Below are 12,731 nucleotides of genomic sequence, written 5' to 3'. Positions count from 1 at the left end.
TGATACTGGGACAGGCAGCCGTAGGATTCGGAGACGTCACGCTGATGATGATGATCGGCGCGTTCATGGGATGGCAGCCTACACTTTGCGTGATAGCAATCGCCCCAATTGGGGGACTGCTCATGGGCCTCTTCTCTCAGATCGCGTTTGCAAGATCGTTCGTCGCCTTTGGGCCTTATCTGACTTTTTCCGCATTCATTGTCCTCTGCACATGGCGTATTCTCTGGGAAGTTCTGCAGCTGAGGATCATCTTCAGCCACTGGCCAACCGTACTGTCACTGGTAGTAGGCGTGCTTCTAATGCTTTCGATCATGCTGGGACTGCTTCGGCTGTTTAAGGCCGTGCCTGCGAGTGCACTGAAACGATAGCGGAAGACTTCGTTTCAGACGGTGCAAATACTGCGACGACTCAGACACACTCCCGCAATCGTCCAGCTGAAGGCAGCAAAAAACAGGAGAACTGCCACGTCGCTCCAGGGAAATGCTCCACTCTGAATGATGATTGCCGGACGGTAGTAATCCATCACACTCAACATTGCGATTCCGGAAGCAGAATCTGCAGTCGCGGCGTCACTGTTTTCTCCGGCACCAGCAACAACGTTGGCCACAGAAGAATCGTTGGTCGAAATCGATTTCAGTGGATCCCAGAACTGAGCCACAAAGTTAATCAGAAATGTGAACAATAGTACGGCAAAAACCACTCCAATCGCCCGGCCTCGCCGGTCACTCACAGAAGAGATCAGGAAGGCAAATCCCCCCACCGCCAGGTACACAGCAAGAAGGTTGCACATAACAAACAGAGTCACGACTGCCGGAGGCCTCATGCCCGGTTGCAGAAACATCGATGCCAAAAGATGACCGGCGTAACCCAGCCCCAGAATGACGACGCCTGACGTAAGCCAGCCGATCGTTTCCGCAATAAACAATTTCCATCGAGAAACGGGAAGTCCAAGGAGAAAGTCGATGGTCCCTCGATCAATTTCTCCTGCGGGTAGTCGGGTGCAATACATGACCTCGTGAGCCCACAGCAGCGTCAGGACAGTTGGATGAACCCACAGAAAGGCCTGTGACATTGTTGCTTTCACCTGCTCTCCCGGGTCGACTCCCAATAAAGCCGTCAACAGGGGCTTGATAAACGGCATTCGCTCAAAGATCTGCTGAATGTCACCCAGGACCTTTGGAAGCAGCGCTGTCAATAGTCCCATGATGAAGCACAACCCCAGGCTGAACCACAGGACAGGCCATCGAACTTCCATATAGATCTTCGTGAGGAGACCCGTCATCAGCAGTCTCCTTCATCGATGATGTCGTTCACGTAGTATTGCCTGAACAACGAATCCAGGCCCGGAGTGCCAATGGACACATCCAGAAAGCCCTGAGTCGCGGCCCATGTGATAAACGGCATAGCGGTCCCGGAAAGTTGCAGTTCCAGGTGCTGACAATCCCCTGCTTTCGTTGTCCTGAGCAGCTCCACACCCGTCGGCAACGCATGCATGTCGGCATCAACATTGGCAGGCAGTGCAACCGAAACCGTTCGCGGAGCACGACGGCGAAGTGAATCGAGAGCTTCGTCAACGACGATGCGCCCCCGACGAATCATTGCCACACGATCACACAATTCTTCAACCTCGCTGAGTGTATGACTGGAAAACAGGACCGCAGACCCATCATTCGCAAGTTCACGCAGACAGTCCATCAGGGTCCGTTGCATAAGTGGATCAAGACCGGAGGTCGGTTCATCCAGAATGACGACTTTGGGACGATGCACGAGTGCCAGAACCAGCGCGACCTTTTGTCTGTTGCCTCGCGACATTTTTCTGACAGGCAATTCAGGTTCCAGGCGAAATCGTTCACATAAAGCCAGCCCGGCAGATTGCAGATCCACCTGACGAATCTTACCAACAATCCCAAAGGCCCGTCGGGCGGTCAGCCAGGGATAGAGTCGGACGTCACCTGCAACGTAGCCAACATCTTGTTTGACAAGGTGGCTTTCTTTCCATGCGTCTATCCCCAGGATCCGGGCCTGCCCCTGACCCGGAGCCAGAAAACCCAGCAGGATCCGGATCGTAGTCGTCTTTCCCGCACCGTTGGGCCCAAGGAAGCCAAAAATCTGACCCTGCTCTATGGACAGGTTGATGCCCGTGATTCCTCTCCGCGTTCCATAGCTGAGCCCCAGGTTATTGGTTTCGATGACAGCCATTGCGACGCTGTTGGCTCTTTCCAAAAGAAAAGTGGTGATCAGCCCAAGACTGATCACCACCTGGTTTCTCAAATCATGTCGTGCGAACACCACAACATTTCATTCTCATCCACAATCGTGAACTACTGAAAATGTTCGACGTGCCAGCGGAAGAACTCCGAATGGCACCTGGCCGCGTCTACCGTCTCACGACTTGACCGTCTGAGTTCCCTGAAGGATCTCAAGGTAGTCTGTCGTGATATTCAGAAGTTCTTTGTTGTAGAACCCACGGGGAAATATGTCATCTTTTTCAGCAGCACCAGACGCCTTTTTGATGGCTTCTTCTTCTTCCTGTTGCTCCTGTTTCAGCTCTTCTTCTTCCGCCTTGAGCGTGTTCTCGTTAAGCGACACTGTCTTATCGTTCTTGCGTTCCAGGTATCGTGTAATCAGTCTCTGGATTCGCGCAAAATCCTTGTCACCAGAGACTCGAGCTTCGCTGTTCTTTGCCAGTTGAGCGATAATCGCATCGTTCACAAGCGATGAAAATGGAACATACTGTGCTCTGGTAATACGATCGAATGCCAGAGCGTTGTCCAGAGAGTCTTCCCCGATATCCCGATGGTTGAGCAACGATGGCAGAACAATGTCTGAAGTCACTCCCTTTGTTTGAGTACTATCGCCGTTGACCCGATAGAACTTGCTGATCGTTAACTTCAGGGCTCCGCGATCGCGTGAAAACAAAGACAATCGTCCTGCCACATCCACAACGTTCTGGACGGTCCCTTTTCCATGTGTCGTGGTATCACCTATCACGATTCCACGTCGGTAGTCCTTGATGGCCCCTGCAAAAATCTCAGAGGCAGATGCCGAAAACCGATTGCATACAACGACCATCGGTTTCTTCCACTGCATCTCCGGATCTTCATCATCGTATGGAGTGACAGCATTCTCTGGCTCTTTGACCTGAACAACGGGACCGCGTGGAATGAAGAGACCAGAAACTTCAATGGCTTCCAGCAGTGCTCCGCCACCATTCCAGCGAAGGTCTACCACCAGGATATCCACATCCTGCTCGTTAAACTCCTGCAGGACCTTCTTAACGTCACGGCTGGTGCTGGTGAATTCGCCACCAATCGATGCCTGATTGAAATCACGGTAGAACGATGGAATGTTCAAAATCCCAACTCGGGCTTTACGACCATCAATCCATTCGGAGGATTCGATCACTTCACCCTTCACTTCGTCGTCGTCAATCTGCACCGTCGTTCGAACAAGTGCGTATTCTTCGATACCACCGGCCTCTTTCAAAACCTGCAACTTTACGTTGGTGCCGCGAGCACCACGAATCATATCCACGACCTTCGTCAGCTTCATTTCAACGACGTCGACAAACTCAGACACACCGTCCGCCGAAACTCCAATGATCTTGTCGCCCTTTTTCAGGCGACCATCAGCGAATGCAGCGCCGCCTTCGATAACATCCTCGACAACCGTGTAACCTTCCTCATATTTCAATCGAGCTCCGATTCCCTCAAGCTTCAAGCCCATGACGATCCGAAAATCTTCAACGGTCTTTGGCGACATGTAGCTGGAATGAGGATCCAGCGAGTGTGTCATGGAAGACAAATAGAGTTCCAGAATCTCGTGGGGTTCTGTCTGCTCAAGAAAAATCCTGTTGGTGTGGTAGCGTTTGTGCAGCCGCTTGCGTGCATCGGCCAAACGTTCGTCGTCCGTCTTTGGCTCAGCATCTTTCTCATCTTCTGATTTGTCCATCTTCAGAAGAAGTAAGTCGTATTTGATGCGTTTTCGCCATCGTTCGTCGATTTCTGATTCTGTCTTTGCCCATGGCAGATCCTTGGGATCCCGAATCAACGATTCATCAACTGTAAAATCGTGGCTGGCGTCGATCCATTTTCCAATCGAAGCCTGACGCTCATTCATTCGAAGTCGAAATCGCTCGAAAACCGTGTTCGCAAAGTTGACGTCACCTGCGAGGATCTGATCATCCAGCGAGGTTCTCTGCTTGTTGAATTCATCGATGTCTGACTGCAGAAAGTAGAGTTTCTGGGGATCCCAGACTTTGATGAAGCTGTCCAGAAGCTTTTCTGACAGGCTGTCGTCGATGGACGGGTGGTTGATGTGCCTGGAAGACACCATGTTCGCAACCATCTGCGCTGTCCGGCCATCCTCCTGAGTTACTCGAGCCTTGTTTTCGCCGAATACCGGAGCTGCAACCAACAGCATCGCAGCTGCTGTGGCAAGCCACTTTTTCCCTGAGATCAGCCTTGGTGTCATGCTTATTTTTCCCTTGCTGAAACCATCCTCGGAGTGCCTGATATCAGGACAACAACTCTGATGGACCGATCTCGACCTCATGCAAAGCCGAGTAAATGATTCAAATCAACGCCAAAATAACCGAGCTATGTTAGACCAGCTGTTGGTTTCGGGGCAATAGGTGTCCCACTGGAATATAGGCACTTGAGGGGGTCTGACAACTCATTCGACGGGCTACGTTCCAGTAACAATCGTCAGAAAAGAGAGTTGCCGTTCAGCGGCAATGACCGAACGACGAATCAGAAATCTGACTCACCTGGGCAGGGGAATCCGCGAGCGATTCCCTGTGATCCTTAAAGTCAGAGATTTCAGCAAAGTCTCTGCCTGTTCATTGAAGATCGCATCGACATCTGAGGTATGCGAAAAAACCACCAGAAACTGCTGGCCGCTGGTGTGACTGCAGAGGTGATAGTCCCACTGAATCGTCTTTTCCGCGGCTTTGCTTTCCGCTCGAATCGAATGAATTCGCCACTCCCCTACGCTATTCCTGACCACAGACGAGACGACTCTGCCCTCCCGCGGAGCCACAGCTCCAGCCACTTCATCACCAAACTGTTTCTCGGAGGTAAATTGGCCCTGCGGCATCAGGATCGATGGCGAAATGTTGCACTGCCCCATCAGATTCCCGTTGTCCAGCAATCGAAGCATGACCATATCAGCGGTCTCATGAAACAGGTGCCAGTTGCGGTTATGCAGCAATGCAAGTTTCCACGGAGTAGCGAGTGTCAGCAACAGGCGGTTTGCATCCGGTTCCGACTCCGAAATCTCCATCGGCAGGTCAGCTTTGTTCTCAGCGAGGGACTGATTCCATTCGATGTTGGCGACGACATCCAGCCCCGGACTAACAGCACCGGGTGATCGCAATTCTTTGAATTCTGCCTTCAAAGCTGTGATCAGTTGACTGCCCCGATCAAACGTCAGCGTACCCTTCACGACAACTTTTGAGCCGGATCCGTGCACGGCTCCATCAGCTGTCAGTTCAAATTCAACAGTTGCAGCGGCCTCAGTCAGCGTACGAATCCTGCAGGTTGCCGACTGAGATATGGCAGCCTCCATTCCGCACAACGAAGGTACGACCCATGCATCGGTATTCCATTTTTCGTCATTCGACGACAGGTCCCGACCGGGCAACAGTCCGTTCGCAAAAAGCGGATCCATCGGCATTTGAAGCAGATCAACATGTTGTCGCGTTAATCGCACGTCCGGACTCACGTGATTAAGCCCGGATTCTGTGCCATAGACCTGCAATAAACGGTGCGACGGCGGAAGGTTAATGTCTGTCTTGTAATCGTCGCCGACGAGGGTATTCGATGTGGCATCTGAAAACAGCCGAACCGCCCGGACACCAAAAGGTCCGGCAACCACCGGCTGAAACTGCCGTTGGCGGAAGTCGAAATGGGCATCGGATTTCAGTTCAAGTTTGGTCTGCCCGCCGTTGGCCGGCGTGATCATCTTTCCGCGAATGGCCACTCGATAATCGACCCTGGTGACAACATTCGCATCAGTGACAGCTTCCAGCCGAACTTTCTCCGCGGGCTCCTGACTATTTGCGAACGATCCAGCGGTACAGCTAAGCAATGTCAGAATAACAATCGTGTACCCAAACGCTCTGACTGGCATAATGAATCTCATCCTTCGTCGATTCGCAAACCCTGTCGACCAAATACGCCTCCACATCTCACGGCGATGGGTCCATTCTGGTCATCCCGCAAACGTCTTCGGTTTGCGATAGTCGCCGCGAATCTCCACACCCCAACACCATGCATCAACGACAGTGTCAGAGTGTAGCAGATCGCTGACCTGCCCGTTGCATCAGCTCTTTCGCGGCCAGGACAAGTCCATCACTATCAAGCCCCAGATCTGCGAGCAAATCGGCACGGTCGCCGTGTTCGACGAATTGATCCGGAATTCCGAGGACTCGAAAATGCTCTGTGTTCAGCCCTTGCATGGCAGCACACTCCAGTACCGCACTGCCGAACCCTCCAATGATGGCGTTTTCTTCGATTGTGATGACGAAGCCGCTCTCCGCAGCCTTTGCAACCATTCCTGCATCGATGGGCTTCACAAAACGTGCGTTAATAACACCAACATCAATTCCCTCTTCCGCAAGTTGCTTCGCAGCAGCGACAGCCGAAGACAGCATTGTGCCGCACGAGATGATGTTGCCGTCTTTGCCCCATGACAACACTTCTGCTTTGCCGAGTTCCACGGGAGCGACGTCTCGTTCAACCGACACAACGGCTGTCTTGGGGTATCGAATGGATGCAGGCGCACCGCAATCCAGCGAGAAGCTCAACATTGGGCGAATTTCCTGCTCATCAGCCGGAGCCATCACCACCATATTGGGGAAGATCCGCATGTAGGAGTTGTCGAAGACACCATGGTGCGTGGGACCGTCAGGACCACACAAACCTGCCCGGTCCATCGTAAAGACCACCGGCAGATTCTGAAGCGCCACCTCCTGAAAGATCTGGTCGAAACTGCGCTGCAGGAATGTGCTGTAAATATCAACGATGGGCAACATCCCTGACTTGGCCATACCTCCGGCGAACGCAACGGCATGACTTTCGCAAATCCCGGTATCGAAGAACCGATCCGGATGCTCGTCCCGAATTCGTTCCAGCTTATTCCCGGCACACATCGCGGCGGTCAGCACACAGACCCGACTGTCTTCATTCATCGCGTCATAGATTGCGTCTGACATCACTTCGGTGTAGGAAGTTGCAGACGAGCTCCTGACCGGGACAATCTCATTTTCGCCATCGCGTTTGAACGGTGAGGGTGTATGGAACTTGACCGGATCCTTGCATGCCGGTTCGAATCCATGGCCTTTCTCTGTGAACACGTGCAGCAGAACCGGGCCCTTGACATCCCGGATCATTTCCAGGTACTGACGAAGTGATTTAATGTCATGACCGTCAATGGGACCGATGTAACGAAAACCCATTTCTTCGAACAACATGCCGCCATGCAGGAAAGACTTCACGGCATCTTTAAAGCCGCTCAGCATCTTCTCCGTGGATTCTCCGACCAGCGGAACACGATTCAGCAACCAGGAAACGTCTCGTTTTAATCCATTGTAGAACGGTGCAACGCGAGCCTTGTCAAGATAACTGGCAACTCCGCCAACGCGTGGGCAGATGCCCATCTTGTTGTCGTTCAGGATCACCAGGAGATCTTTATTCAACCCGGCAGCGTTGTTCATCGCTTCAAAGACAATTCCCGAAGGCAACGCGCCATCACCGATGACGGCAACCGACTTGCGACCGTCTGTGAATAGGAGGTCATCAGCCGCCTTCATCCCCAACACCGTCGACACGCTGCTGCCGGCATGTCCGGTGACAAATAAGTCGTACTCGCTCTCTAACGGATTCGGGTAGCCCATTAATCCGCCCCGACGACGAATCGTCTGGAACTGATCAAATCGGCCGGTGATCAACTTATGAGGGTAGATCTGATGTCCGGTATCCCAAATTAGTCGATCGACCGAAAAATCGTAGACCTGATGCAACGCAATGCATAGTTCAACAACCCCCAGATTGCTTGCGAAATGCGCGGCACGGTCCGAGACGATCGATAACAGGGCCTCACGAATCTCGCTGGAAAGCTTGTTCAGATCCGCATCGCTGAATCCCCGCAATTGCTTGGGCGACTTCAGATTGCTCAGGATTTCGAATGACATCTAGTGATCTCTTTCCACGATAAACCGGGCTAAATCTGTCAACCAGACGGCTCGGTTCCCATAAGGGCTCAGCAGTTCACAGGCCTGCTGAACAAGTAGCTCCGCCCTGTTTCGGCTGGCTTCAACACCAAGAAGCGACGGATATGTCAGTTTGCCCAGGTCCACATCACGTCCCGTAGTCTTTCCAAGTTTGCTGTTCGACCCGGTGACATCCAGTAAATCATCGGCAATCTGGAATGCCAGGCCGATCAGAAGTCCATATTGGCGCAGACGCTCACGATCCTGAACGGAACCTTCAGCACAGATCGCGCCCAATTCCAGCGAGGCTGCAATCAATGCACCTGTTTTCATGGAGTGGATACGAATTAAGTGGTCTACGTCACGCGTGTCCTGAAAGTTGGAACCGATCTCTGTTTGTTCTGCTTCGGCACCGCCCTGCTCTTCAGAATCCGCAGATTCTGCCGAAACCAAACGGTCGAAAGAAAGGCCGTGGTCATTTTCCCGATCGGCTGGTTCAGTCAAAAGCCTATTTCGGAATGGCCCCCGCTCTGCTTCAAGGTCCAGTACCTGACCACCAACCATTCCCGATCCACTGGCAGCAGACGACAAGACCCTGACGAGCTCGGCCATGACTCTCGGCGGAGAATCGCCGCTGGTCAGCGTCTGAAAGGCATGGGTCAACAAACAATCACCCGCTAATATTGCCAGGGCCTCTCCAAAAACGACATGGCTCGTCGGACGCCCCCGCCTCAGTTCATCATCATCCATTGACGGCAGGTCATCGTGAATCAGCGAATAGGTATGGATCATCTCCATTGCACAGGCTGCTGCAAACGCCTTTCTGCGTTCACCGCCACACAGTTCGCATGCCAGTAGCACCAGAACCGGGCGAAGGCGTTTGCCGCCCGCCATCAAGCTGTATTCCACCGCCTCTTTCAAACTGGCGGGCCACCGCGCTGATCCCAGATTCTCCACCAGTGCTGCTTCGACTTCCTGACGAAGCGAACTCAGGTGTTCCTTGAAGGAGACGTCGGACATCAACAACGGCTTTCGAGAGATTGAAGTAAGACCATTCCACGCAAGAATGATACCGCGAAGACATGCTACCGCGAACACAAGACAACCTCGAAACGGCGCACGACCGCCACAATTGGCGTGACGAATCCGTCCAAACGACCTGCGTCCGGAATGACAAACAGCCCTGTGGAAGATCCACAGGGCTGCAGCTTGCTGTTGAGCAGTGAACTGCCAGAGCCTACTTCGCAATAACGCGTGCCATCTCCAGCACTTTATTTGAATAGCCCCATTCGTTGTCATACCAGCTGACAAGCTTCACGAATGTGCCATCAAGAGCGATACCAGCTTCAGCATCGAAGACGCTGGTGCAGCTTTCGCCAACAAAATCAGTGGAAACCACCTTTTCCGTCGTGTAACCCATGATGCCCTTCATTGGGCCATCTGCAGCAGCCTTGACGGCTGCACAAATCTGGTCGTAAGTCGCTTCGCTGTTCAGTTCTACTGTCAGGTCGACCACCGATACATCAGAGGTCGGAACGCGAAACGCCATTCCGGTCAACTTCTTATTGAGCTCCGGAATCACCTTACCAACAGCCTTTGCAGCCCCGGTTGATGAAGGAATGATGTTTTCCAGAATGCCACGACCGCCGCGCCAGTCCTTAGAGCTTGGACCATCGACGGTCTTCTGAGTTGCGGTTGCAGCGTGAACAGTCGTCATCAAGCCACGCTTGATGCCAAAATTGTCGTTAATCACCTTCGCCAGCGGTGCAAGACAGTTCGTTGTGCAGCTCGCATTGCTGATAATATCCTGACCAGCATAGCCAGTGTGATTCACACCGTAGACGAACATGGGAGTTTCGTCCTTCGATGGTGCAGACATAATGACTTTTTTCGCACCAGCTTTGATGTGGTTGCGAGCGGTTTCGTCGGTGAGGAAGAGCCCCGTGGATTCAACAACGACGTCTGCCCCGACTTCGTCCCATTTCAGTGTTGATGGATCTTTAACGGCAGTCAGCCGGATCTTCCTGCCATTCACCACAAGGTCCGTCCCATCCACGGAAACTTCACCCTGAAAACGACCATGAACTGAATCGAATTTCAGCATGTAGGCCAGGTACTCTGGCTCCAGCAGGTCGTTGATACCCACTACTTCAATGTCGTTTGCGAAATTCTGAACGGCCGCGCGGAACACCATTCGTCCGATACGACCAAAGCCGTTGATACCTAATTTGATCATGGAATTGCCGTGTTTCTGAAGACAGGGGGACTTATCACAAGGGCACCGCCCTTGACCCGAAATCGATCTGCCGCATGGAGGTAGAGGCATCATTCACACGAGTCGACCTCTTATTTCAGGATCTCAGATCCCGTGGTCGCTCTCAGCCAATGGTCGCTCTTAGCCAATGGTCGCTCTCAGCCAATGGTCGCTCGCGGTCCCACTCGCAGATTGCGAGCCCTGAAATTGGCAGGACTCGATTACTCCAGGCCACTTTAACGACCCCATCCCAGAGCGCCAATCCAGGGTGCTCAATCCCATCTACAGCTCTCAAAAATGCCTCTCAGATCACAGAAACAGGCACTTTTGAGAATCAGTTTGCTGAAATCCGACCTCTGCTAGAATCCGCGGCTCCCGGCAAAGGTGTATGCCCTCTGCCTGTGTCGAACCCTGCAAGACGCCTCACGGATAATGCTGGTTTCTCGCCACACCCCCTGCACATCGTGTGCATGTTGATATCGCGAATTTTTCGCACTCCATAAGGATACTATCGTGCGCTGGTCACAGACATTCATCCCCACCATGAAGGAAGTCCCGTCCGAGGCCGAAGTTCCCAGCCACCAGCTGATGCTGCGAGCGGGCCTGATTCGGCAACTGATGGCAGGATCTTACACCTACCTGCCCCTGGGCTACCGCGCGGTTCGCAAGGTCAGTGAAATCGTCCGTCAGGAAATGGACAAGGCCGGGGCAATTGAACTGTTCATGCCTGCATTGCAGCCTATTGAAATCTTCGAACGAACCGGCCGTAAAGAGGCCTTTGGCAATGTGCTGTTCAACTTCGAAGCAAAACGAGGCGATCGCAAACTGCATTTTGCTCTCGGCCCGACGCACGAAGAAGTGATCACGGACCTGATGGCACGCCACATCAGCAGCTATCGTCAGCTTCCCATCACGCTTTATCAGATTCAAACAAAGTTTCGCAACGAAGAACGCCCCCGGTTTGGTGTCTTGCGAACCAGCGAATTCCTGATGAAGGATGCCTACAGCTTCGGCAGCTCCATCGAACAACTGAATGCCGCCTATGATGCGATGTACAATGCCTACTGCCGAATCTTTGAACGTTGCGGCCTGGAATACCTGCCGGTTGAAGCAGAAAGCGGTCCCATCGGCGGCGATGCATCACATGAATTCATGGCCCCGGCAGACAATGGCGAAGACTTCGTCGTCCGTTGCCCCGGGTGCAACTACGCGGCGAATCAGGAACGCGCCGACACCGGACGCGTGTCGAATCTGCCAACAAAGGTGAATGAAGCGGCCGATCCTGCCAAAGTTGCAACGCCCAATGCAGGCAGCATCGAACAGGTCAGCAAGATGCTGAACGCGGCTCCGACTTCGTTCATCAAAACACTCATCTACTCTGTGGATGAAAAACCGGTTGCCGTCCTGCTTCGCGGCGACCACGAAGCGAATGAAGGAAAAATTCGACGGGCCTGCCAGGCCACCACAGTCGAACTGGCAGACGAGGCCACGATCCTCAAAGTGACAGGGGCTCCCGTAGGGTTTGCAGGCCCCGTCGGAATTCAATGTGCGTACATTGCAGATCACGATGTCGCTCAAATTTCCTCCGCCATCACCGGAGCGAATGAAAAAGACGCACACCTGACAGGAGTGATACCGGGCACACATTTTGAGCTCCCGGAAACCTTCGACCTGCGAAACGCTGAAGCGGGCGACTCATGTCCGAAATGCGATGGGGTGCTGGAGATTGTCCACGGAATCGAAGTGGGCCATGTCTTTAAGCTTGGCACCAAGTACAGCGTGTCACTTGACGCAACCTTTGTCGACGCAAATGAAGAAGCTCACCCCATCATCATGGGATGTTACGGCATCGGTGTGACACGTGTTGTTGCCGCAATCGTTGAAACCTGCCACGACGAAGGTGGGATTATCTGGCCACTGGCTGTCGCACCTTACTCTGTGCAGATCATCCCGTTAAATGTCAGTGACGATGCCGTCATGAAGGTCGCGAATACTCTCTACGAACAACTTGGAAACGCTGGGATTGATGTCCTGATGGATGACCGTGACCAACGCCCGGGGTTCAAATTTAAAGATGCTGATCTGATCGGCATTCCCCTCCGGATTACCGTCGGAGGCAAGGGTCTTGCCGAAGGCGTCACAGAAGTGAAATGGCGAACGGACAAAGATGCGAGCAAAGTTCCGATCGCGGAAACAACCGGATACGTCAGGGATCTGATCGCCGAGAAAATGATGACTTCATCGAATTCCTCGAATCCCTCATGA

9 protein-coding genes are annotated in these 12,731 nt (G+C 52.9%); 2 read left to right on the top strand and 7 right to left on the bottom strand.

Annotated elements, in window-relative coordinates; all coding sequences use genetic code 11:
* A partial coding sequence (locus tag R3C20_23550; protein ID MEZ6043485.1) for a prepilin peptidase occupies positions 1–368 on the top strand: 368 nt, incomplete at its 5' end.
* Positions 369–382: 14 nt separating this feature from the next.
* On the opposite strand, the gene R3C20_23545 is transcribed toward R3C20_23550, so the two are convergent.
* The 7 genes from R3C20_23545 to gap form a co-directional block, all read right to left on the bottom strand.
* A complete protein-coding gene (locus R3C20_23545; protein ID MEZ6043484.1) occupies positions 383–1,282 on the bottom strand; it encodes an ABC transporter permease subunit in 900 nt (299 codons plus the stop codon).
* Entirely contained in the window at positions 1,282–2,289 is a 1,008-nt protein-coding gene (locus R3C20_23540; GenBank protein MEZ6043483.1) for an ABC transporter ATP-binding protein, read from the bottom strand. Before R3C20_23540 ends, R3C20_23545 begins: the two co-directional genes overlap by 1 nt.
* A 96-nt stretch (positions 2,290–2,385) precedes the next feature.
* Complete coding sequence (locus R3C20_23535; GenBank protein ID MEZ6043482.1) at positions 2,386–4,473, bottom strand: carboxy terminal-processing peptidase; 2,088 nt, start codon at positions 4,471–4,473, stop codon at positions 2,386–2,388.
* 291 nt (positions 4,474–4,764) lie between these two features.
* The gene (locus R3C20_23530) at positions 4,765–6,132 is read right to left on the bottom strand and encodes a hypothetical protein (protein MEZ6043481.1); all 1,368 of its coding nucleotides are present in this window, start codon (positions 6,130–6,132) and stop codon (positions 4,765–4,767) included.
* Between the two features lie 157 nt (positions 6,133–6,289).
* Positions 6,290–8,194, bottom strand: a complete 1,905-nt coding sequence (gene dxs, locus R3C20_23525) for a 1-deoxy-D-xylulose-5-phosphate synthase (GenBank protein MEZ6043480.1) — start codon at positions 8,192–8,194, stop codon at positions 6,290–6,292.
* Positions 8,195–9,232: a polyprenyl synthetase family protein gene (locus tag R3C20_23520; GenBank protein ID MEZ6043479.1), complete on the bottom strand. Its 1,038-nt coding sequence runs from the start codon at positions 9,230–9,232 to the stop codon at positions 8,195–8,197.
* A gap of 217 nt (positions 9,233–9,449) precedes the next feature.
* Positions 9,450–10,448 carry a type I glyceraldehyde-3-phosphate dehydrogenase gene (gap, locus tag R3C20_23515; GenBank protein MEZ6043478.1) on the bottom strand — a complete coding sequence of 333 codons (999 nt, stop codon included), beginning with the start codon at positions 10,446–10,448 and terminating at the stop codon, positions 9,450–9,452.
* Positions 10,449–10,979: 531 nt separating this feature from the next.
* Here gap and R3C20_23510 point away from each other — a divergent pair.
* Positions 10,980–12,731: a proline--tRNA ligase gene (locus R3C20_23510; protein ID MEZ6043477.1), complete on the top strand. Its 1,752-nt coding sequence runs from the start codon at positions 10,980–10,982 to the stop codon at positions 12,729–12,731.

The organism is Planctomycetaceae bacterium, from assembly GCA_041398825.1.
Taxonomy (GTDB): Bacteria; Planctomycetota; Planctomycetia; order Planctomycetales; family Planctomycetaceae; genus F1-80-MAGs062.
The sequence above is the reverse complement of the archived record's forward strand: the minus strand, read 5'-3'. Positions and strand labels throughout refer to the sequence as shown.